This window comes from Enterococcus songbeiensis (assembly GCF_005405265.1).
Taxonomy (GTDB): Bacteria; Bacillota; Bacilli; order Lactobacillales; family Enterococcaceae; genus Enterococcus_C; species Enterococcus_C songbeiensis.
Genome location: NZ_BJDS01000021.1, coordinates 18,719 through 41,108, shown reverse-complemented (window position 1 = coordinate 41,108; position 22,390 = coordinate 18,719). Strand labels below are relative to the sequence as shown.

Sequence of the window (22,390 nt, the reverse complement as noted above, 5' to 3'; positions counted from 1 at the left end):
AAATAACAAAAAAAGAGAACACCGGAATGCTCTCTTTTCCAGATTTAATTCAAAACAACACTATTTGACAAAGAGCCGCTATTTCGTTTGATGATACACAGCATTCACTGCATTCGCCACAGCAATTTTGACATGTTCATAGGTCAAACCTCCCTGAACGTACAGAGAATAAGGTTCCCGTAAAGGTCCATCGGCACTCAATTCAATGCTGGCTCCTTGAACAAAGGTTCCGGCAGCCATGATAATATCATCTTCATAGCCGGGCATATAGGAAGGAATTGGGGCAACGAAGGCATCAATTGGTGAAAACTTTTGAATCGCCTGAGCAAAAGTGACCATCGTCTCTTTTTTCTCTAATTCCACCAATTGAATCAAATCCGTGCGAGCTTCATCCCATTTCGGAGAGGATTCAACCCCATATTCTGCTAAGAGAGCGGCAGTAAAAACAGCGCCTTGGATGGCTTGGCTGACGACATGAGGGGCTAAAAAGAAACCCTGCAGCATTTCATGGACATTTCCTAACATCGCTCCACCTTCTGCCCCGACTCCAGGTGTGGTCATGCGATACGCACATCGTTCAATCAATTCTTTTCGTCCAACCAAATAGCCGCCGGTTTTTGCGATGCCTCCGCCGGGATTTTTGATTAAAGAGCCTGCCATAATATCCGCCCCCACCTGCGTAGGTTCCTGCAACTCTGCAAACTCTCCATAACAATTATCGACAAAAATAACGACTTCTGGTGCAATTTGATGAACGAAGTCACACATTTCTTTAATTTTTTCAATTGTAAAAGAAGGACGCGCGGCATAGCCTCGAGACCGTTGGATAGCCACGACTTTGGTTTTTTGGGTAATTTTCTTTTCGATACAATCAAAATCCACTGCCCCGTTTTCCAGCAAATCTACTTGCTCGTAGCCGATTTGATATTCTTTCATTGATCCGATTCCGTTTCCAGTCAGACCAATTACTTCTAGCAGTGTGTCATAGGGTGTACCGGTGATATAGAGTAGCTCATCTCCCGGACGCAAGATGCCAAACAAAGCTGTCGCAATGGCGTGGGTTCCAGAAACGATTTGAGGACGAACCAGGGCAGCTTCTCCACCAAAAGTTTCTGCGTAGACCGCTTCTAACGCATCCCGTCCGAGATCATCATTTCCATAGCCCGTGGAAGGCAAAAAGTGTGTTTCAGACACGTGGTGGTTTTGAAACGCCGCCAGTACTTTCCCTTGATTTTCTAAAGCAACACCGCGAATTTCTTTTAAACGATCGTCAATCTTTTGATCGACTGCCGCTATTTTTCTCACCAATTCTGCATCCAACTCATCTGTCCAGCTCATTCGTCATTCTCCTTATAATAAAAGAATCTGGTAAAGCAAATCCTTTTACTACATATTTTTGCATTTTTTCGTCAAAATCTTCTTTCAAAACTAAGGTTTCTCGTTTGGTGCGACTCAAAAGATTCCCTTCCTCTTGTCCTAAAGCAACGGTGTAGGGGGTTAAAATTTCCATTAACTGAAGTTTTACCGCATCCGTCAAATCGGTTTTGCCTCGACTGCTTTTTGCTGAAATCAGTACATTCGGAAAAAGTGTAGGAACAAAATCTTCCGAAAGCTGATCGGCCTTGTTGTAAACTGTCAACAAAGGCAATTGTTCTAAGTTTAATTCTTTCAATAATTTTATAACGGTCTGTTCCTGTTGAAGGCGATCTTCTGCGCTGGCATCTACCACATGCAGCAACAGATCCATGGATTGACTTTCCTCCAATGTAGAATGAAAGGCATCAATCAGCTGAGTAGGCAGATCTTGAATAAAGCCAACTGTATCCGTCAGGGTAACCTCTAATCCTTCTGGTAGTCGCCATTTTTTGGTCAATGGATCAAGGGTGGCAAAGAGCTGGTCCTGCTCGTAGGTTTCTGCTTGAGTCAAAACATTTAAAATTGTTGATTTTCCGGCATTCGTGTACCCTAATAAACCAATTTGAATCGTTTGTCCCGCTTTACGTTTTTGCCGCGTTCGTTCACGGTGGGCTTCTACCTGTTTCAATTCACGTTTGATGACAGTGATTTTGTTTCTGATGTGCCGACGATCCGTCTCCAACTTCGTTTCACCAGGACCACGAGTTCCGATACCGCCACCTAATCGAGACAAACTTTTTCCTTGTCCAACTAACCGAGGCAATAAGTAATCCAACTGTGCCAGTTCCACTTGCAGCTTGCCTTCTTTGGATCGCGCCCGCATTGCAAAAATATCCAATATCAACTGCACCCGATCAATGACTGGCAACCCGATTTCTTCACCGATCAGCTGGCTTTGTCGGGGTGTCAATTCGTGATTAAAAATAATCAAATCTGCTTCATGAGCATCTGCCAAATTTTTTAATTCCTGTAATTTGCCTTTGCCGATTACTGTTTGTCGATCGACTTGAGGGCGTTTTTGAATCAGAGAGAAAACCACTTCCCCATGAGCCGTCTTGGTCAAGCTTTTCAGCTCAGTCATTGATTCATCGAAATTTTTCCAGGTTTCTTCTGTTTCAACACCGACTAAGATTACACGTTCTTCTGTCATTTCTTTTCCTCCAGCCATTCTGCGACTTCTTTTTCTAAGGAACTTTTTAATGCAGGTTCTTCGATTAAATCCACCCAAACCGGCGTCATTCGATTACGAAACCAGGTCAATTGGCGCTTGGCATAGCGGCGGGAATGCAGTTTAATTTCCTCAGCAACTTCCTCCAATGTTCCCCTACCAGAAAAATATGGAAAGAATTCCTGATAGCCAATGCCTTTTGCTGCTTGAACCTCGGGAAAATCTCGTAATCTTTCCGCTTCTTGAATCAACCCGGTCGTCATCATCAGGTCTACCCGCTGATTGATTCGTTGATACAACCGTTCCCGTGCAGTGGTCAGTCCAATCAAAAAATAATCATAAAGTTTAGGAGGGGGTGTTTCCTGCGTGATACTTTTCCCAGTCAGTTCCAATACCTCAAGTGCTCGGATTACTTTCCGCTGATTGTTGGCGTGAATTTTTTCTGCAGCAACTGGATCTTTTTCCTGTAAAAGCGTCCATAATTGCTGATTGCCGTTTTTTTCGGCATAACGGATATATTTTTCCCGTACAGCAGTATCGGCTTCTTTTTCAGTTCCAAGTTGATAATCATGCAACAATGCTTGAATGTACAGTCCGGTTCCGCCAACGACGATTGGCAAATGTCCTCGTGCAGTGATTTCCTCGATTTTTTTTCGACCTTCTTGTTGAAATTCAGCGACAGAATAAGTCTCCTGTATTTGCCGAATATCAATCAAATGATGTGGTACTCCTGCCATTTCTTCCTGACTAACTTTGGCGGTACCGATATCTAATCCCCGATAAATCTGCATCGAATCCCCGCTGATGATTTCTCCATCGAATTTTTTTGCCAATTCAATACTTAAAGCAGTCTTGCCGACAGCCGTTGGTCCTACAATTACTAACACTTTTTTCATTTGGTCTTTCCTCGTCGATAGGCCTGCTGAATTGCTTGTGCTTTTTCAGGGAAATTGGTAATGATTCCTCTTACTCCTAATTTCAAGCAATTTAAAATCGCCTCTTCTTTGTCCAATGTCCACGGGCGAATCGCCAACGGATAGTCTGCAATTTCGTTTTGATGGGTTAAAAGCCAGTCATATTTGGGATGAATTCCTTCAATGTATTCCCGACGCACAGCCAATTCTGGTTTCTTTTCAGATTCTCCCATAATCAAATCAAGCTGTGTCTCCGGCTCCAAACGATGAATAATATCCAAGGAGTTGACATTGAAACTGCAATACCAATGCTCAAAGGGCCACTCTTGGCTTTGAATCAATTGAGAGGTTTTTTCTTCAATATCTGGATAATGGTAATTATCTGTTTTTAATTCAATCGTTAAAACGCCACGATAATTGCGCATCAATAAAAGATCCAATACTTCTCTTAATGTAGGGACCTTCGTTGCTTGGTATTTCGCATTGAACCAACTTCCTGCATTCAATCGTTTGATTTCTTCCAATGTTTTTTCACGAATGAATCCTTTGCCGTTTGTGGTGCGGTCGACTTCTTCATCATGCATGACGATTAACTGACCGTCTTTTGATAAATGAACGTCCAATTCAATCACATCGGCGCCTACACGGACCGCCTCAGCAAATGCCGGCAATGTGTTTTCAGGTCGATTTCCGCTACTACCGCGGTGGGCAACGATTTGTGCCATGGTCCTCACTCCAATCCTTCTTATTGTATCATGGAACGAAAAGGAAGAAAGAGAAAAAAGCTCCTCTTTGTCTTCATTATTCGACAAAAAAAGTACAACGTCTTCTGTCACCTCAATAGGATTCAGATCATCGTTGTACAATTGGTTTACGAAAAATAGGTCAATGTTTCGCCAGAAATCGTCTTTAATTGATTTTTCCGTTCATTAATCAGTTCAGTCAAATCGTCCGTAAAATGCTCCAAAATGACCCGTCCACCTTTATAGGCGTACCCACCGATTTTCATGGTCTCATCCGGTGATAAAATCACCTTACGTTGGGCGATTTTTTTGAAGAATTCTTCTAAAATATAATTTGGCAAATAAAAATTGTTTTGTGCAGCAAATGATTGCAAATAGGCAAAGTCATCAATCGTGATATAGCAATCATCAAAGCCGTCAAAACTGACGTATTCATCCATTAAAACAGCTCTTTTTTGAAGAATCTCGTTGATTTTTTTATTTAATTGGATTAGGGTCTCGATTTCTTTTACTTTGTGTTCCAACTGGCGGCGGCGTTGCTCTTTACGCTCATCATAGCGAATGCGCAAATTAAAGGCAATGGCGACGACTAACGCCCCCGTCAACACACCGATAAAACCAGAAACTGCAACTGCGATCATGAAGTCACTCCTTGTTCTTTTTAATGTAATAAATTTTCTTTTAGAAAATTTAGTTTTATTCTCTCTACGTATACCATCCCACTAGTTTTCTTGGAGATAGTGGGACTGGCATCCTCGTTTGTTTTAATGTATTAACTTTTCTTGACAGAAAATTTAGTTTTATTCTCTCTACGTATACCATCCCACTAGTTTTCTTGGAGATAGTGAGACTGGCATCCTCGTTTGTTTTAATGTATTAACTTTTCTTGGTAGGAAATTTTGTTTTATTTTCTCTACGTATACTATCCTACTAGTTTTCTTGGAGATAGTGAGACTGGCATCCTCGTTTGTTTTAATGTATTAACTTTTCTTGGTAGAAAATTTTGTTTTATTCTCTCCCGCTATTTTCATACCACTTGAACTCTTAATAAAAGTGGAACTGATATCTTCTTTTGAGAGGAGATGTACGCTATTTATTTTAGCATAAGATGCTTTCCATTTGATACCTAAAAGGCAAAGTTTTCTATTTGACCTTTATTGACCTTACGTGTATACTTTCTTTTAGATGTTGGAAATATTTTGTGGTACACTTAATTCGCAAAACATCTTATACACCCACTAACTAATTACAATTTTACCATGTATTTTAAAGGAGGAACCTGAATTATGAACTTAATTCCTACAGTTATCGAACAATCATCTCGCGGCGAAAGAGCCTACGATATTTACTCCCGCCTATTGAAAGACCGCATCATTATGTTGAGCGGACAAGTTACAGACGATTTAGCAAATTCAATCATTGCGCAACTTTTATTCTTGGATGCGCAGGATTCTGAAAAAGATATCTATTTGTATATCAACTCTCCCGGCGGTAGCGTGACTGCTGGTTTGGCGATTTTTGATACCATGAATTTTATCAAAGCCGATGTTCAAACCATCGTTTTAGGAATGGCAGCTTCCATGGGTTCATTCTTGTTGACGGCTGGCGCTAAAGGCAAACGTTTTGCCTTGCCAAATGCTGAAATCATGATCCACCAACCTCTTGGCGGTGCGCAAGGACAAGCAACTGAAATTGAAATTGCTGCTCGTCATATTTTACAAACCCGTGACCGCTTAAACCGTATCTTGGCTGAACGTACCGGTCAACCCTTGGACGTTATCGAACGAGATACCGATCGCGACAACTTCATGACAGCGGAACAAGCAAAAGAGTATGGTTTGATCGACGAAATTATGGAATCAAGCAATAACTTAGCTTAAATCTCAGAAGACGACCCATTTGTGGTCGTTTTTTTCTATTTCTCGCAAAAAAAATCCTTCCAAATAAAAAAGACGGTTTCCTTTGAAAGAGACCATCTTTTTTTGTTTGGAAAACTACTTGAAACTTTCTTTGGCGAGAATAATTTTGCCAGCGGGCGGATGACCTTCCATTTTTTCATGGGCAAGAATCACACTCGCTAATTCAAAAGGCAGCACTTCTGCGATTTCGATTTCTAACTGTCCTTTTTCATAGGCAGCTAGCAAAGCGGTGAAGGCTTCTTGATCCGAATACTCTTTTGACGGACCAAAATGAAGATATTTGCCTTTTTTTACCCGCTGTTCCTCAGTAGGCAACGTGTTCAGTGCGACATATGTGCCGTTTTCCTTCATGATTCTTACTCCTGCCTCGATGCCACGACTGCCTTTTGTCGCATCAATAACGACATCTGCTTGGTTTTCAAAAATTTTCCCTGGATCTTCTTGATCGTAGGCAGCAAAGCCATCAACCTGCCACTGACGCACGTGTCCCTCATTATGTTTTGATGCACTAGTCAACACCCGATGCCCTTTTTGTTTTAATAATTGGACCAACAGCGATCCGACACCACCAGATGCCCCTTCTACCATAACGACATCCTCCGAATGCAGAGACAGCAAATGAAATAAGATGTTGTAAGCGGTGATTCCAGTTGTCACCATGCCGGCAGCTTCCTGCCAAGACATTTTGTCCGGCAGTTTGGCAGCCTTATGAGCGGGTAAACTGATTTCTTCCCCGTAAGCACCACCGATTGGATGAAGAACGACGCGATCACCAACCCGCAAATTAGTTACATCTTCGGCTACCTCGGTCACGATTCCCCCGCCATCGTTTCCCAACACGTAAGGAAATTTCAATGATCGAAAGTCTTGCATTTTCCCTTGACGAAGAGAGACATCGTAAGGATTAATGGCAAATGCTTTGATAGCTACGCGAATATGGTTGCCAGTCAATTCTTTAGGGGTTGCCTCAATTTCTTCAAATACCTCCCTAGCTGGTCCGTAATCCTTGATTGCAAATCGTTTCAATTGAATCACTCCTATTCTTGTATCACTTCTTGTAAAAAGTCCCGTTTTGCTAAAAACGGTTACAGTTTCTCTTCTATAGTATAATCAAACCACGAGCAATCGCCTATTTTATTGTTTCAAAAAAAGAAAACGGCTCCTAAGAACCGTTTTCTAACATGTACTTATTTTTATTCTTCCAAAGATGCTTCTTCGGCAAACTGGCTTTGGTACAAGCGACTATAAAATCCGCCCTGTGCCAGCAAGCTTTCATGGGTCCCTTGTTCTAAAATCGCTCCTTGATTCATTACCAAAATCAGATCGGCGTCACGAATCGTTGACAAACGATGGGCAATCACAAAGCTGGTACGCCCTTTCATCACTCGATCCATCGCTTTTTGAATCAAAGCTTCCAAACGTGTGTCCACGGAGCTTGTTGCCTCATCCAAAATCAAGATTTTCGGATCAGAGATCACTGCTCGAGCAATCGTCAGTAGTTGTTTTTGCCCCAAGGAAACATTATCCCCTTCTGAGTTGATGGCCATTTCATATCCATCAGGCATTGTTCGAATAAAATGATCGACATTGGCGGTTTTTGCCGCATCAACGACTTCATAATCCGTCGCATCTAGTTTTCCAAAACGAATATTGTCCCCAATCGTTCCCTCATAAAGCCATGCGTCTTGTAGAACCATCCCAAAAATTGAGCGAACAGCACTACGGCTCATTTTTTTCGTATCGACACCATCGATTTTAATGGCTCCCTCATTTACATCATAAAAACGCATCAATAAATTGATCAATGTGGTTTTCCCAGCACCGGTTGGTCCCACAATTGCCACTGTTTGCCCCGCTTTAACAGTAAAATTCAAATCCTTAATCAATGGTTTCCGTGGATCGTAACTAAAACCAACATGATCAAAAACAACTTCTCCCTGAATTTCTGCCGGCAGTATTTGATCGACTTCGTTCATCGGTTCTTCCGGTTCATCAAGAATCTCAAACACTCGTTTTGCAGAAGCAGAAGCACTTTGTAGAATCGAAGACAATTGAGTGATATTACCCATTGGCTGACTCACTTGCCAAATGTATTGGATAAAAGCTTGCAGTTGTCCAACAACGATCACGCCGCCGATCACATAATAGCTTCCTAAAATCGCCATAGCGATATAGGTTGCATAAGCAGTTAATTGTACTAAAGGCATCATCAATCCCGAAATAAACGCCGCCCGAAAGCCGTAATGTTTCAAGGTATGGTTCACTTTTTTAAAGCCCGTCAGCGTCTGTTCCTCACGACCATAAACCTTCAGCACACTGAACCCAGTCATGTTTTCTTGAACGTAACCGTTCAAATCGCCTAATGAATTTTGCATTCCTTGGAAATATTTTTGAGAAATTTTCACGATTCCTCGAGAAATCAACAAGGAAGCTGGAATCATAATGATTGCGATCAACGCCATAATGGAATTGATATAAAACATCATACCAATCGACATGATGATTGCCAAAAAGGCATTGACGATCCCAATCAGTGCTTGTTGCATCGCACCGCTGACAGCATCCACGTCATTGGTTACCCGTGAAAGAATATTTCCTTGTTGGTTGCGGTCAAAATAAGATACCGGCAAACGATTGATTTTTTCATCAATATCCCGTCGCAAATCCCGCATCGCTTGTTGAACGACATTGGAGATTAAGACCCCCGCCAACAATTGGGTCACACAGTAACCGATACCGACTGCAGCAATCCAAATCAAACAGCGGATAATATAAGGAAAATTCAATTCTTCCCCCGCCGCAACATTTTTTGTAATCTCTGTTGTCGGCAAACCGGTAACGTAAGGGAGTGCTGTATTGAAAACTACAGTCAAAACCGTAAAAATCATTACTAAAATAAAGGTTGTTCGATAGGGCTTAATATAGTGGGCCAGTCGTTTCAAAGAAGAAAATGATTTCATCGTGCCAACTCCTCCTCTGACAATTGTGATGCGGCAATATCGTAATACACCGGACAAGTCGCCAATAATTCTTGATGGGTGCCCATACCGACAACATCCCCTTCATTTAAGACAATGATCTTATCTGCGTGCATGATTGTCCCCACCCGTTGAGCAACGATTAAAACAGTCGATTCTGTTGTTTCCTGTTTCAATCGTGCCCGTAATTTGGCATCAGTTTGATAATCCAATGCCGAAAAACTGTCATCAAATATATAAATCTCCGGCTGCCGGATAATTGCCCGAGCAATCGCCAATCGTTGTTTTTGTCCACCAGAAAAATTGGTGCCTCCTTCTGAAAGGTGTGCATCGAAACCATCAGGTGTTTGGGCAATAAACTCTGCGGCTTGAGCGATTTCTGCCGCACGTTCCATTTCTGCTTGAGTAGCATCTTCTTTTCCGTAACGCATATTTTCAGCAATCGTTCCGGTAAAGAGCAGTGCTTTTTGTGGAATATAGCCGATTTTTTGCCGTAATGCCGACAATCGAAACTGACGAACGTCCACACCGTCGACCAGCACTTCCCCCTCGCTCACATCATAAAAGCGGGGAATCAATTGGATTAAGGTCGATTTTCCACTACCGGTACTACCAATAAAGGCCACTGTTTCTCCCGGTTTTGCAGTAAAACTGACATTTCGAATCACAGGACTTTCTGCATGTCCCGGATAAGCAAAAGTCACGTTTTTAAATTCAAGGTAGCCTTTTTCTTTTGTTTCTGTCACTGCGTCTTCTTTTTCTACGATATCTGGTATTGCATCCAATGCTTCTTGAATCCGTCCCGCCGATACCGCCGCTCTAGGGTACATCATAAAGACAGAAGCAAACAGCATAAAGGAAAAGAGTGCATGAAAAATATACTCGATAAACGCAATTAAATCACCGACAAATAGCTCGCCATTATTGATTTGGATACTTCCTTGCCAAATAATCAGAACCATGACTAAATTGAACAAAAAGAAAAACCCGGGCTGTGCTACTGCCATTAGTTTAAACAAACTTTTCGAACTGGAGGTATAGGCATCATTCACTTTACCAAAACGTTTTTCTTCAAAGCGTTCGTTGACAAACGCACGAATGACCCGCAAGCCGGAAAGATTTTCTCGTAAAATACCGTTGATCTTATCCAAATTTTTCTGTTGCTTAGTGGAAAGCGGTTCGGAAATTCGAGCAATCGCAACGACTGCAATCAACAGCAAAGGCAAAGCCAGCAAGACATACATTCCCAATCTGGTACTGGTACGCATCACCATGTACAGGCTGACCACAAACATCATTGGTGTCATAAATCCCGTTCGCAAAATATTTTGCATAAAAAGCATGATTTGATAGGCATCATTGGTCACCCGGGTAATCAATGAGGATACACCGATTGCTTCATATTCATGGTGTGAATAATTTTGGATTCGTTCAAACAAATCATCCCGAATATCCGCAACGATATTGGTAGTGATTCGAGAGGTAAAATACCCCAATAAAATATTCATAATAATGCCGACGATTGTGATACCAATCATCAACAGACCCATTTTTTTAATATACTCCATGTCGTTGTTGCGGATCCCAACATCGATCATGCGCGCTAAAATCGTGGGTAATCCCAATTCGATCAAAATAAAGCCAAACACACAAATAAAATCAAAAAATAACAGCTTTTTATAGCGCATTGTGTAATGCCACATTAATTTCAAGCAAAGCCCTCCTTTTTTCGCATTACTTTTAATATAGCACAGGAGTTTTCGCAAGAGAACCACATCCCGCGATAAAAACCAAATTCCGGTAGATTTTCCTTTTCAATTGATCCACTTTCTATACTTCTTACTTCTTTTATGCTAAAATAATGATAATTCGGTATCTTTGTATACCAAACGAACGGTTGAATTTTTGTAAAAACATTCGGAAAGCAATGACGAGGCTTTCTCTTTTTACTCACGACCTAGTCTGTAAAAAGTATTGAAAGAAAAACGAGGGGTCCCCCTTGCATTTTGTTGTGCCGCCGTTTAACTAAAAACAGTTCTGCAAAAAGCAGAAGAAGGAGAATTTTTTATGATCTATAAAGTATTTTACCAAGAAACAAAAACCCGTAACCCAAAACGGGAACAAACACAATCCCTTTATATCGATGCAGTCGATGAAGTTGCTGCTCGTCAACAAGTGGAAGAAAATACCCCATATAACATCGAGTACATTCAAGCTTTAGAAGGAAGTCATCTAGAGTACGAAAAAGAAAACACTGATTTCAAATTAACGGAGTTTTAAGATGAAAGTTTCTCTTAAAAACAATGAAACCGGCGTTTTTGGCGTCGGCGGTTTAGGTGAGATTGGGAAAAACTGTTATGGGGTTCAATTCCAAGACGAAATTATCATCATTGATGCCGGAATCAAATTTCCGGAAGATGAACTGCTTGGGATTGACTATGTCATTCCTGATTACAGCTATATCGTACAAAATTTGGCAAAAGTAAAAGCTTTGGTCATCACCCATGGTCATGAAGACCATATCGGTGGTATTCCTTATCTTTTACGTCAAGCCAACATTCCGATTTATGCCGGTCCTTTAGCGCTGGCATTGATTACAAATAAATTAGAAGAACACGGCTTGTTACGAGACGCAACCTTGCATGAGATCCACGAAGACACAGTGATCCGTTTCCGTAAAACATCCGTCAGCTTTTTCCGTACCACCCACAGTATCCCGGATGCCTTAGGAGTGGTCGTAAAAACACCTTCTGGCAACATCGTTGCGACCGGAGATTTCAAATATGATTTCACTCCAGTGGGAGAACCAGCCAATCTGCATAAAATGGCACGAATCGGTGAAGAAGGTGTGCTTTGTCTGCTTTCTGACAGTACTAATGCCGAAATTCCAACGTTTACCAAATCTGAAAAAACGATTGGTGCTTCTATTTTAAAGATTTTTGAAAAAATAGAAGGTCGGATCATTTTTGCCAGTTTTGCTTCGAATATTTTCCGATTGCAACAAGCAGCGGATGCCGCAGTGGCAACCGGTCGAAAAATTGCTGTTTTTGGTCGAAGCATGGAAAATGCCATTGTAAACGGACAAAAATTAGGCTATATCAAAGTTCCAGATGGGACGTTCATTGATGCCCATGAAATCAATCGCTTACCAGCAAATGAAACAATGATTTTATGTACCGGTTCTCAAGGGGAACCAATGGCTGCTTTGAGTCGAATTGCCAACGGAACCCATCGCCAAATCCAGATTCAACCTGATGATACCGTCATTTTTTCCAGCTCTCCAATTCCCGGCAATACTACCAGTGTCAATCATTTGATTAACTTGCTGTTAGAAGCCGGTGCGGATGTGATTCATGGAAAATTAAACAACGTCCATACTTCTGGTCATGGTGGACAAGAAGAACAAAAATTGATGCTTCGGCTCATGAAACCCAAATTCTTTATGCCGGTCCATGGAGAATTTCGGATGTTGAAGATTCATACCCAGCTTGCCCAAGACACCGGTGTACCGAAAGAAAATTGTTTCTTGATGGACAATGGCGATATTCTTGCGCTGACTGCTGACAGTGCTCGCTTAGCCGGTCATTTCAATGCCAATGATGTCTACATCGACGGCAGCGGAATCGGTGATATCGGGAATGTTGTTTTGCGGGATCGTCGGATACTTTCTGAAGAAGGTTTGGTCCTTGCTGTGGCAACCATCGACATGGCGAAAAAAGAAGTCTTGGCTGGTCCGGATATTTTATCTCGCGGGTTTGTTTACATGCGTGAATCCGGTGATATGATTAACGAAGGCCAAACAATTTTGTTTAAAGCATTGCGAGAAGCTTTGAACCAACCAAACTGCAATGAACACAAACTTAGAGAAGCAATGTCTTCGGCGTTGCAACCCTTCTTATTTGAAAAAACGGAACGTCATCCAATGATCCTATCCATGATCATGTCTCCGGATGAACAATAAACAGCTGAGGTCCCCGGATGATTTTTGACGGAGGCCTCGCTTTTTTTATTAGAAAGGACGGTTTCCATGACGCAAACCCGAGAAGAATTTATCAATGAACTGGTAGATGAACTGATTAAACGTAAAGGCAAAAAAGTAAAACGCAAAACCAGTCACTTAAAAGAAAAGCGAAAATTTGCTACTCGCCAAGCTGCCGTCGCTTACGAAAAAAAGTGGCGTCTCCGGTACGAAACAGCCCTAAACGATGAACTGGATCGTTTATTAAAAAGTTATCCCTCACCTTTTAAATAACGCTGTTTCTTTAAATCGTTAATTATCCAAAAATGAACGTTTTCAATCATAATCCTTAATTTATTTGAATATTTTTGATGCAAATAATGGTTTTTAAAAATTATCTTCGTGTTTTTTGTGGTATTATGATAACATAATCTTATTTTTTCAGGAGGATATTGTCATGGTACGCACGAAGAAAATCTACCGCCAGCATTTATTACAGGGTGCCTTTCAGCTGATTGTAGAGCAAGGTTTTGAACAATTTCACGCCCGTAACATCGCCAAAAAAATGGCCTGTTCCACGCAACCGATCTATCGTGAATTCCAGACGCTGCAGGAATACAAGCAAGCGGCAGGTACCTATATCCTTGAAAAAGTAGAACAAGCGATTCAGCTTTCTGAAACCACGACGCTTTCGGAACTAACAGAAAATATCTGCAGTTACGCACAGCAGGCCCCAAAAGAATTTCAGCGTTTTTTCCTGATGGATGATTGCTGCCGCAACGAAATCAAACAGGTTCTACGCCAACACTTTCAACAGCTTGCCCCGGCAGAAGACTTTGAAACTTTCTGGTATTATACCCTAGGCAAAGCTGCGGTCAAAAGCTTTGAAAAAATCCCTAAAGTGCTCGCTAAATAATTAAAAAAAAAGCATGACAATTCAGCAAATTGCTGATGTCATGCTTTTTATATACAGTCAACTACGCTTTAACAACGTTTGTTGCTTGTGGTCCGCGGTCAGATTCTTCCACGTCGAAAGTCACTGCTTGACCTTCTTCTAACGTTTTGAAGCCATCTCCTTGGATTGCAGAGAAATGTACGAATACATCGCTGCCGTCTTCACGAGAAATAAAGCCAAAACCTTTTTCTGCGTTAAACCATTTTACTGTTCCATTTTCCATGATAAAAAACCTCCTCGTGCAAAAGCACTTGATTGATTGTAACATTGCTCGCGTACGATAGAGGTGTAACTGCTGTTTCAACTTCTATTCCCAAACAAAATTACATAAATAGTTTACACTCTTATGGGGATTTTTGCAAGCTGTTACATTTTATCAAAAAAACCTTCTTCCCGTAAACTAATGTATTTATCATGTCCGGTGATAATATGATCCAATAAATCAATCCCCATCATATCTCCGCATTCCTTCAACCGACGAGTAAAAGCCAAATCATTTTCAGAAGGTTTGGGATTTCCGCTGGGATGATTGTGGACAACAATCAAACGGGCGGCACTAAAACGCACTGCCACTCGAAAAATCTCTCTCGGGTGGGCAATGCTTTGATTCAGCGATCCCTTGAACAGCGTTTGCTTTTGAATGATTTCATTTTTAGTATTCAAATATAAACAGATAAAATGTTCCTGCTGATAATCTTTTAATTCCTCGATTAGACGAAAAGCCAAATCAAAACTTGAGCGAACTTTGCCTAATTTTGGTTGCAGTGAACGCTGAATCCGCTGCCCCAGTTCCATTGTTGCCTGCAATTCAATGGCCTTAATCTGACCAATGCCGCGAATCGCCATCAATTCCTCCAAGCTGGCTGCCTTTAAATCATAAAGACTTGGAAATTCTCCCAAAATATTTCCCGCTACCTCCATTACATTATCGGATTTACTGCCGGTACGCAGTAAAATTGCCAACAACTCTTGATTGGAAAGAGCCTCCGGACCATAATCCAATAACCGTTCTCGGGGCAGTGAACTTTGCGGAATCATCCGTTTTGCTTCCATAAAAAAACTCCTTTACGCTTTCTGATAATAAATACGCAAAGGAGGTCAAAAATTGATGAAATTAATTATAGAAGCGTTGCAAAAATGACGGCACTTCTACTAATGAATCTAAAACTGCTACAGTCTTTTGTTTTAATTCTTCATCCGGCAATAGCAGATCCGGTACCATAATCACCGGAATTCCCGCAGCATGGGCGGCTAAAATACCATTTTGAGAATCCTCCAAAATAACCAAGCGTTCTTTCGGCAGTTGTAGACGCTGTTGCGCGACTTCAAAAATTTCCGGATCAGGTTTTGCTCGTACAACATCTTCAAAGGATATGATTTCCGTAAATTCATGACTTAGATTTGAAACTGCCAATAATCGATCGATTACTTCCCGTTGATTGCTAGAGGCAACCACACGGGGAAGACCGGCATCATCCAATGCACGCAGCAATTCCCGTACCCCCGGTTTTAAACTGGCTTGTCCCGCCTCAAACATTTCAAGCGTTTTACGGTACGATTGTTCAATAAATTGTTGGACATATTCCGTACCAAAGGTTTCATCAAACAACCGATGATACCCTTCCCATACCTCCTCGTCTGACACCCCAAGAAATCTTAGATACAATGCTTTGTCGTAAGGAATCTTCAACTCATCTGCAACGATTTGTGTTGCTTCGTAATAAATCATTTCCGTGTCAAAAATCAATCCGTCCATGTCAAAAATGACACCTGCTAATCTATTCATTGATCTCTCCCATTTCCAGTAATAATTTTCGCACATCTGAAACAAAATACAATGATCCAGTAATCAACAATAAATCTTCACTGGTCATTTTTTCTAATATTTCTGCTAAACCAAATTGCCACAAAGAAACGATTGATACCCGCTCATTATTTGGCACAACAAAATTATCATTGAGGGAGATTGCTTTGGGATGGTCAAAGGTTGTCAGATAAATCTTCGCCTTTGGAATTTCCAAAAGGAGATCTAGCATCTCCTGTACATTTTTTGTCGTAATGGCAGAAAACAGAATACTGATTTGATAGTCTTTAAACTCTTTTTTCATGGTCTCGACGAGTCTCTTGACTGCGTGAACATTATGGGCACCGTCAATCATAATCAGCGGTTCTTGACTCAAACGCTCCATTCGCGCCGGCCATTTTGCGCGTTTCAGTCCATTCACAATGTCTTTGTTTTTCAGCGGCAATTGTTTCATTTCACAAAAAAGTTCAAACAACTGAATCGCCAATGCCGCATTTTCCGGCTGATGAGAACCAACAAGAGGAATACTTAAATTGGTCCGTTTTCCCAGCTTGCTTGAATACGTGAACACTTCTCCCCATTCTTCATCCGGATGTAAGTAGTTAACGTGATAGGCTTCACCTAACGAATAAATTGGTGCATTTTCTCGCTGTGCTTTTTGAGTGATGACTTCAAGAGCCGCTTCCGGAATATTCCCAGTGACTACGGGGACATTCTTTTTGATGATTCCTGCCTTTTGTGCAGCAATTTCTTCAATCGTATCTCCCAGCATGTCCATATGATCCATTCCGATTGTTGTAATCCCGGTTAAAAAAGGGGCCACAACATTGGTAGAATCCAACAAACCGCCGATGCCCACTTCGACGACTGCTACATCTACTTTTTTCTCCAGAAAATAATCGAAGGCCATTGCTGTAATCAATTCAAATTCTGTAATATCACCCAATCCGGCATTTTGATTGATATCTTCCACAAAAGGTTGATATTTATTGACATAACGGACCAAATCTTCATTTGAAATATCTGAGCTATTAAGTTCAATCCGATCATTAAAGCGAATAATAAAAGGCGATGTAAAGGTTCCCACGGTCAGCCCGGTTTCTTCTAACATACTGCGCAAATAGCTAACCGTTGATCCTTTGCCGTTCGTTCCAGCAATATGAATCACCGTTAATTTTTTTTCTGGATGTCCTACTCGATCCAATAACGCATTAACCCGCTCCAAACCCGGACGGGGACCATTCATTAGCCGATTGTGAATCCAGGTCACCGCTTCCTCTCCAGTTTTGACCATTTACTCACCCCATTTTCTTTTTGTAATTTTATTATAACAAACTTCCGATTAAAAGCAGTAAAAACCAGACTCAAAAAAAACCAAGAGCACTCGTCTCTTGGTTTCCTGATTAATCAAAATGAATCGTACGATACCATGCTTCCTGATGGTGTTGGTAGGCTTGAGGATTGCCACCTGTCAGAGCAAAGCCGCTGACTGCGATCACTCCACCAATGGCTACCAATGCAAACCCGATTTTCCATAACCGCTTAAAATTCATAACTTGGCACCTCGTCTTTCCCACGTCTTAATAAAAATTGAAAAGATTTTCGTGTGAGTTTAAGAATACCGACTCCTACTTGATAGGTGAAGAGAAAAGAAAGCAGGCCGACACCTATAAATGCCACACCGATTCCAAATTGTGTTAAAAAGAGAAACAAGCCATCTTGTAACGCAAAGAAACTCATTAAAACGGAAAAACCGCCTCCTAAAATCCCCGCTATGAAAAATGAACCGGAGATCATCACCGGCAGCCACAACAAAATGTAGCCGGTAAAGACTAAACTCAAGACTGCTAAAAGCAGACTTCCCCAAAGTGGAAAGCCTAAAACTAACAGCGTTCCTGTCAACCAATTCATTTTTCGTTTTGGACGACTGTTTTTAAACCCGGACTGTCGCAAAATTTCTTCCGGATCCTCCAGCATCAAAACTGCTTCATACTCACTGTAGCCTTTTGCAACCAGTCCTTCGATGATTTCCTCATACCGATTTAAAATAATTGCTTTTTCCTGCGAGTCAACATCGTCCGGCAATAATCGCAACAACTCCGCTAAAAATAATTTCTTGTCCATCCCTGAATCCTCCTTTACTTCTCCACTATACGAGAAAAAGAGCGCAGACACATCCGACCAAAGGCTGAAAAAAAGGAGCGAGACCCTCGTCTCACTCCTAGTAAACTAGCCTTCAATTGTTCGTAATTGTTGGATTCGTTCTTGAACTGCTTGTTGTTTTTCAAGGTAATCTTTTTCTTTTTCACGTTCCTGATCGACAACCTCTGCCGGTGCACTAGCAACAAAGCGTTCATTTGCTAATTTTCCTTGTACTCGTTTAACTTCTTTGTTCCACTTATCCAATTCTTTTTCTAGCCGAGTAATTTCTTCTTCGATGTTGATTAATCCGGCTAACGGCAAATAAATTTTTGCGCCGGTCAAAACAGCAGACATTGCTAATTCTGGCGCTTCCACCTTTTCTGAAATTACCAACTCTTCTGGATTGCAGAAACGTTCGATATAGTTTTTATTTTCAACCAAGAATTGATCAATTTCTTTATCTGTCGTATGGATTAGCAGAGTGATCGGTTTTGATAATGGTGTATTGACTTCTGAACGGATATTGCGGACCGAACGAATCAATTCCTTCAATACTTCCATCCCTTTTGCCGCTTTTTCATCAGTAAATTCTGCATGAACCACTGGATATTCCGCAACCACCAATGAGGTTCCTTGATGAGGCAGTTTGCTCCAGATTTCTTCCGTCACAAAAGGCATAATCGGATGAAGCAGACGTAAAATTTGATCTAGCGTGTAAACCAAGATGCTTTTATTGGTTTGTTTTGCTGCATCCTCTTCTCCATACAATATTTCTTTACTCATTTCAATGTACCAGTCACAAAAATCATCCCAGATGAAGTTGTACAATTGACGACCCGCTTCACCAAATTCAAAACGGTCAAACAATTCAGTGACTTTTTCTACGGTTTCATTCAAACGAGTCAAAATCCAGCGATCGGCCACGGTTTTTTCACCAGATAAATCAATTTCGTCATAGGTCATATCTTCCACATTCATCAAAACAAAACGAGAAGCATTCCAGATTTTATTGATAAAGTTCCAAGCGGCGTCCATTTTTTCATAACTAAAGCGTACGTCTTGTCCCGGTGCAGAACCATTTGACAAGAACCAGCGCAACGCATCAGCACCATATTTTTCGATGACTTCCATCGGATCAATCCCATTACCTAAGGATTTACTCATCTTCCGACCTTGTTCATCCCGAATCAAGCCGTGAATCAAAACATTTTGGAAAGGACGTTCCCCGGTAAATTCCAAACTTTGGAACATCATTCGGCTAACCCAGAAGAAAATAATATCGTAGCCTGTCACTAATGTGCTGGTTGGGAAGTAGCGTTGATAGTCTTCGCTAGTCGTATCCGGCCAGCCCATCGTTGAGAAAGGCCACAAAGCAGAGCTGAACCATGTATCCAACACATCAGGGTCTTGCACCCAATTTTCTTTGTCCGCAGGAGCTTCCATACCAACGTACATTTCGCCGGTTTCTTTATGATACCAAGCAGGGATTTGATGTCCCCACCATAATTGACGAGAAATAACCCAATCGTGGACATTTTCCATCCACCGCAAAAAGGTTTGGTTAAACCGTGGTGGAAAGAATTCTACTGCGTTATCCGTTTCTTGATTTGCCATCGCTTGTTCTGCCAAAGGAGCCATCTTAACAAACCATTGGGTAGAAAGTCTTGGTTCAACGACTACCCCGGTCCGTTCTGAGTGACCAACGCTGTGGATCATGGTTTCAATTTTGACTAATCGTCCCAGTTCCTTCAAGTCAGCAACGATAGCTTTACGAGCGGCGAAGCGATCCATACCGGCATACTTACCAGCTAGTTCGTTCATCTTGCCGTCTTCTTCCATTACATTGACCCGTGGCAAATCATGGCGATTACCGACCTCAAAGTCATTCGGATCATGAGCAGGCGTGATTTTTACAACACCTGTACCAAAATCCATATCTACATATGCATCCGCAATGATTGGAATTTCTTTGTCTACCAATGGCAAAATGACTGTTTTTCCAATCAGCTCTTGGTACCGGACATCATCAGGGTGAACCGCCACTGCCGTATCTCCCAACATCGTTTCTGGACGTGTCGTCGCAATTTCAACTTCGCCACTGCCGTCTGACAAGGGGTAGGTCATATGGTAAAAGGCACCCTCAATATCTTTATGGATAACCTCAATATCAGAAAGGGCCGTCCGTGCTTGCGGATCCCAATTGATAATATATTCCCCACGATAGATCAGCCCTTTTTCAAAAAGGGTTACAAACACTTTGCGAACTGCTTCGGACAATCCATCATCCAAAGTGAAACGTTCTCGGCTATAATCCAGGGAAAGTCCCATCTTTGCCCATTGTTCCCGAATATGTCCTGCGTATTCCTCTTTCCATTCCCACACTTGGTCAACAAATTTTTCCCGACCAAGATCGTAACGGGAGATGCCTTGTTCCCGTAATTTTTCTTCTACTTTTGCTTGTGTGGCGATTCCCGCATGGTCCATTCCCGGTAACCATAAGGTGTCAAAGCCTTGCATCCGTTTTTGACGGATCAGCATATCTTGTAACGTCGTATCCCATGCGTGTCCTAAATGCAATTTCCCGGTAACATTTGGTGGGGGGATCACGATTGAATAAGGTTTTGCTTTTTTGTCGCCACTTGGTTTAAACAAATCTTGGTCCAGCCATTGTTGATAACGACCAGTTTCTACCTCTTGAGGATTGTACTTGGTCGATAAATTTTTTTCTGTCATCTCAATTCCTCCTGTGTTCTCATTGTAAAAAAATATCCTTGCGGCAAGCCGCTAAAAAAAAATAAAAAAGTCCTAAAATGCTTTCGCATCTTAGGACGTAAATTACGCGGTACCACCTAAATTGCAGCAAATTTTGCTGCCTCTTATCTGGTGTGTTAACGATCACCACTCGTTTGATCCTACTGCCTTCAGATCAAAGACTCCCAAGCTACCTTCACTAAGTCTAACGTAAAAGTCTTTCAGCAAGCGACTTTCTCTCTTGAACGAGTTCTTAGCTACTCCTCTTGTTCTTCATCATGGTTTATTCTACAATGAAGTTTTTTGAAAGTCAATCAGATTAGGGCATTGGCTGCGGCAAGCGCCTGCTCATAGTTTGGTTCTTGCGAGATTTCTTGGCTGATTTCTTGGTACTGAACCACACCCTTCGAATCCAATACAAAAATTGCTCGCGCCAAATGACCAAATTCAGGAATCCATAATCCATAGGCATCGCCAAATGAATGGTCCGTGTCGTGCAACATCAACATATCAACACCTTCTTGCCCACACCACGCTGCTTGCTGCTCTTTTGTATTATTGGAAATCGTCACAAAATGAATTGCCGAAATTTTGCTGGCTTCTTGATTGAAGCGTTTTGTCTGCAAGGCACAAACCCGAGTATCAATGTCAGGGATGACACTCAAAATCGTTGGTTTTCCTTTAAAATCAGGTAATGAATGACTTTTTTCCTGCAAGTCCGGCAACTGAAAAAAAGGCGCCAGTTCTCCAACTTGCGGCTGTTTGCCGGGAACCTTGTACATCGTTCCTTTTCGAGATACTTCTAAAGACACTGTAATTCCTCCTATTGATTGCTTACTTCACACTGGATAGTCAGCCTATTACTTTGGGTATCTTTACAGTATAGTAGACAAAAATCAAAACAACAAAAAAATTGCCTAGCGGGTTGCTTCGTCTTGATAATTCTGATCGAAAAAAATCAACGTCTGTAATTCTGTCGTCAAATCAATGTATTGTACATGAACATTGGCTGGTACTTCCACGCGATCAGGTGCAAAATTTAAAATAGCCGTGATGCCGGCTGCTACAATCTGATCAATCGCCCACTGGGAATAGTGGCTCGGCACGGTGGAGATTGCAACTGTCAATTCTTTTTCTTTCACAACCGCCGCCAAATTACGAACATCCTGTACTACATGTCCATCGATTTCTTTCCCAATGATTTCAGGATTACTATCAAAGACGCTGACGATCGTTAAATTTTCATTGCGGCGAAAATTATTATTAGCTAAGGCTTTTCCCAAATTACCAAAACCGATCAATGCGATCCGTTTTTCATCATTTGTATCTAAAATACTATTAAAAACTTCGATCAAATAGCTGACTTCATAGCCGTATCCGCTGCGGCCCAACTCTCCTAAATGAGAAAAATCCCGGCGAATCGTCGCAGAAGGAATCTGGGTGAGCTCACTGAATTCTTTCGATTTGATACGGGTTACCTCTGCATTTTTTAACATTTTTAAATACCGGAGATACAAAGGCAGCCGTTTTGCTGTCGCTTTGGGGATCGTTCTTAATTTTGTTTCTTCAACCATAACGGAACTCCTTTGTTAATTGTTTCACATAATAAGTTTAGCATGAGATACCCTAGTCTGCAAGCGTT

General features: G+C 41.5%; 22 protein-coding genes and 1 other annotated feature. Of the genes, 5 read left to right on the top strand and 17 right to left on the bottom strand.

The features are described 5' to 3' along the window. Window positions 1–78: 78 nt before the first annotated feature. The 5 genes from FFM66_RS09800 to FFM66_RS09780 all read right to left on the bottom strand — a co-directional run bounded on the left by FFM66_RS09800 (window position 79) and on the right by FFM66_RS09780 (window position 4,879). Window positions 79–1,338, bottom strand: a complete 1,260-nt coding sequence (locus tag FFM66_RS09800; RefSeq protein WP_137605792.1) for a methionine gamma-lyase family protein — start codon at window positions 1,336–1,338, stop codon at window positions 79–81. Further along, the gene (hflX, locus tag FFM66_RS09795) at window positions 1,322–2,566 is read right to left on the bottom strand and encodes a GTPase HflX (protein ID WP_137605791.1); all 1,245 of its coding nucleotides are present in this window, start codon (window positions 2,564–2,566) and stop codon (window positions 1,322–1,324) included. Before hflX ends, FFM66_RS09800 begins: the two co-directional genes overlap by 17 nt. Next, window positions 2,563–3,480 (bottom strand): tRNA (adenosine(37)-N6)-dimethylallyltransferase MiaA, encoded by a 918-nt coding sequence (gene miaA / locus FFM66_RS09790; RefSeq protein ID WP_137605790.1) that lies wholly within the window; start codon window positions 3,478–3,480, stop codon window positions 2,563–2,565. Before miaA ends, hflX begins: the two co-directional genes overlap by 4 nt. After that, window positions 3,477–4,223 carry a glycerophosphodiester phosphodiesterase gene (locus tag FFM66_RS09785; RefSeq protein WP_137605789.1) on the bottom strand — a complete coding sequence of 249 codons (747 nt, stop codon included), beginning with the start codon at window positions 4,221–4,223 and terminating at the stop codon, window positions 3,477–3,479. The genes miaA and FFM66_RS09785 overlap by 4 nt, the downstream gene beginning before the upstream one ends. Window positions 4,224–4,369: 146 nt before the next feature. Further along, window positions 4,370–4,879, bottom strand: a complete 510-nt coding sequence (locus FFM66_RS09780) for a hypothetical protein (protein ID WP_171000831.1) — start codon at window positions 4,877–4,879, stop codon at window positions 4,370–4,372. 648 nt (window positions 4,880–5,527) lie between these two features. Between FFM66_RS09780 and clpP the strand changes: the two genes are divergently transcribed. Next, window positions 5,528–6,121: an ATP-dependent Clp endopeptidase proteolytic subunit ClpP gene (gene clpP / locus FFM66_RS09775; protein ID WP_048604694.1), complete on the top strand. Its 594-nt coding sequence runs from the start codon at window positions 5,528–5,530 to the stop codon at window positions 6,119–6,121. Between the two features lie 114 nt (window positions 6,122–6,235). Here clpP and FFM66_RS09770 read toward each other — a convergent pair whose 3' ends face one another. The 3 genes from FFM66_RS09770 to FFM66_RS09760 all read right to left on the bottom strand — a co-directional run bounded on the left by FFM66_RS09770 (window position 6,236) and on the right by FFM66_RS09760 (window position 10,850). Continuing rightward, window positions 6,236–7,186, bottom strand: a complete 951-nt coding sequence (locus FFM66_RS09770; protein ID WP_137605788.1) for an NADP-dependent oxidoreductase — start codon at window positions 7,184–7,186, stop codon at window positions 6,236–6,238. Window positions 7,187–7,353: 167 nt separating this feature from the next. Next, complete coding sequence (locus FFM66_RS09765; protein ID WP_137605787.1) at window positions 7,354–9,120, bottom strand: ABC transporter ATP-binding protein; 1,767 nt, start codon at window positions 9,118–9,120, stop codon at window positions 7,354–7,356. Continuing rightward, entirely contained in the window at window positions 9,117–10,850 is a 1,734-nt protein-coding gene (locus FFM66_RS09760; protein WP_048604691.1) for an ABC transporter ATP-binding protein, read from the bottom strand. Before FFM66_RS09760 ends, FFM66_RS09765 begins: the two co-directional genes overlap by 4 nt. A gap of 355 nt (window positions 10,851–11,205) precedes the next feature. Here FFM66_RS09760 and FFM66_RS09755 point away from each other — a divergent pair, with 355 nt between their 5' ends. The 4 genes from FFM66_RS09755 to FFM66_RS09740 all read left to right on the top strand — a co-directional run bounded on the left by FFM66_RS09755 (window position 11,206) and on the right by FFM66_RS09740 (window position 14,012). Then, window positions 11,206–11,418, top strand: a complete 213-nt coding sequence (locus FFM66_RS09755) for a DNA-directed RNA polymerase subunit epsilon (protein WP_048604690.1) — start codon at window positions 11,206–11,208, stop codon at window positions 11,416–11,418. 1 nt (window position 11,419) lies between these two features. Continuing rightward, window positions 11,420–13,099 (top strand): ribonuclease J1, encoded by a 1,680-nt coding sequence (gene rnjA / locus FFM66_RS09750; RefSeq protein ID WP_048604689.1) that lies wholly within the window; start codon window positions 11,420–11,422, stop codon window positions 13,097–13,099. A 66-nt stretch (window positions 13,100–13,165) separates the two neighbouring features. Continuing rightward, window positions 13,166–13,390, top strand: coding sequence for a hypothetical protein (locus tag FFM66_RS09745; RefSeq protein ID WP_137605786.1), 225 nt, complete (start codon window positions 13,166–13,168; stop codon window positions 13,388–13,390). Between the two features lie 163 nt (window positions 13,391–13,553). Beyond that, window positions 13,554–14,012, top strand: a complete 459-nt coding sequence (locus FFM66_RS09740; protein WP_137605785.1) for a TetR/AcrR family transcriptional regulator — start codon at window positions 13,554–13,556, stop codon at window positions 14,010–14,012. Window positions 14,013–14,073: 61 nt separating this feature from the next. Here FFM66_RS09740 and FFM66_RS09735 read toward each other — a convergent pair whose 3' ends face one another. The 9 genes from FFM66_RS09735 to FFM66_RS09700 all read right to left on the bottom strand — a co-directional run bounded on the left by FFM66_RS09735 (window position 14,074) and on the right by FFM66_RS09700 (window position 22,322). Further along, complete coding sequence (locus FFM66_RS09735; RefSeq protein WP_137605784.1) at window positions 14,074–14,274, bottom strand: cold-shock protein; 201 nt, start codon at window positions 14,272–14,274, stop codon at window positions 14,074–14,076. Between the two features lie 143 nt (window positions 14,275–14,417). After that, window positions 14,418–15,104 (bottom strand): RadC family protein, encoded by a 687-nt coding sequence (gene radC / locus FFM66_RS09730; RefSeq protein WP_048604685.1) that lies wholly within the window; start codon window positions 15,102–15,104, stop codon window positions 14,418–14,420. 61 nt (window positions 15,105–15,165) lie between these two features. Beyond that, a complete protein-coding gene (locus tag FFM66_RS09725) occupies window positions 15,166–15,837 on the bottom strand; it encodes an HAD family hydrolase (protein ID WP_048604684.1) in 672 nt (223 codons plus the stop codon). Continuing rightward, a complete protein-coding gene (locus FFM66_RS09720) occupies window positions 15,830–17,149 on the bottom strand; it encodes a bifunctional folylpolyglutamate synthase/dihydrofolate synthase (RefSeq protein ID WP_137605783.1) in 1,320 nt (439 codons plus the stop codon). Before FFM66_RS09720 ends, FFM66_RS09725 begins: the two co-directional genes overlap by 8 nt. Before the next feature lie 109 nt (window positions 17,150–17,258). Then, entirely contained in the window at window positions 17,259–17,408 is a 150-nt protein-coding gene (locus FFM66_RS11385) for a hypothetical protein (RefSeq protein WP_156171213.1), read from the bottom strand. After that, complete coding sequence (locus FFM66_RS09715; RefSeq protein WP_137605782.1) at window positions 17,398–17,979, bottom strand: DUF1700 domain-containing protein; 582 nt, start codon at window positions 17,977–17,979, stop codon at window positions 17,398–17,400. The genes FFM66_RS11385 and FFM66_RS09715 overlap by 11 nt, the downstream gene beginning before the upstream one ends. 105 nt (window positions 17,980–18,084) lie before the next feature. Continuing rightward, window positions 18,085–20,730, bottom strand: coding sequence for a valine--tRNA ligase (locus tag FFM66_RS09710; RefSeq protein ID WP_137605781.1), 2,646 nt, complete (start codon window positions 20,728–20,730; stop codon window positions 18,085–18,087). A gap of 88 nt (window positions 20,731–20,818) precedes the next feature. Continuing rightward, window positions 20,819–21,031 (bottom strand) — a binding site (T-box leader). A gap of 31 nt (window positions 21,032–21,062) precedes the next feature. Next, complete coding sequence (gene tpx / locus FFM66_RS09705) at window positions 21,063–21,560, bottom strand: thiol peroxidase (RefSeq protein ID WP_281276029.1); 498 nt, start codon at window positions 21,558–21,560, stop codon at window positions 21,063–21,065. A 105-nt stretch (window positions 21,561–21,665) separates the two neighbouring features. After that, window positions 21,666–22,322, bottom strand: a complete 657-nt coding sequence (locus FFM66_RS09700) for a redox-sensing transcriptional repressor Rex (RefSeq protein ID WP_137605780.1) — start codon at window positions 22,320–22,322, stop codon at window positions 21,666–21,668. Window positions 22,323–22,390 lie beyond the last annotated feature (68 nt).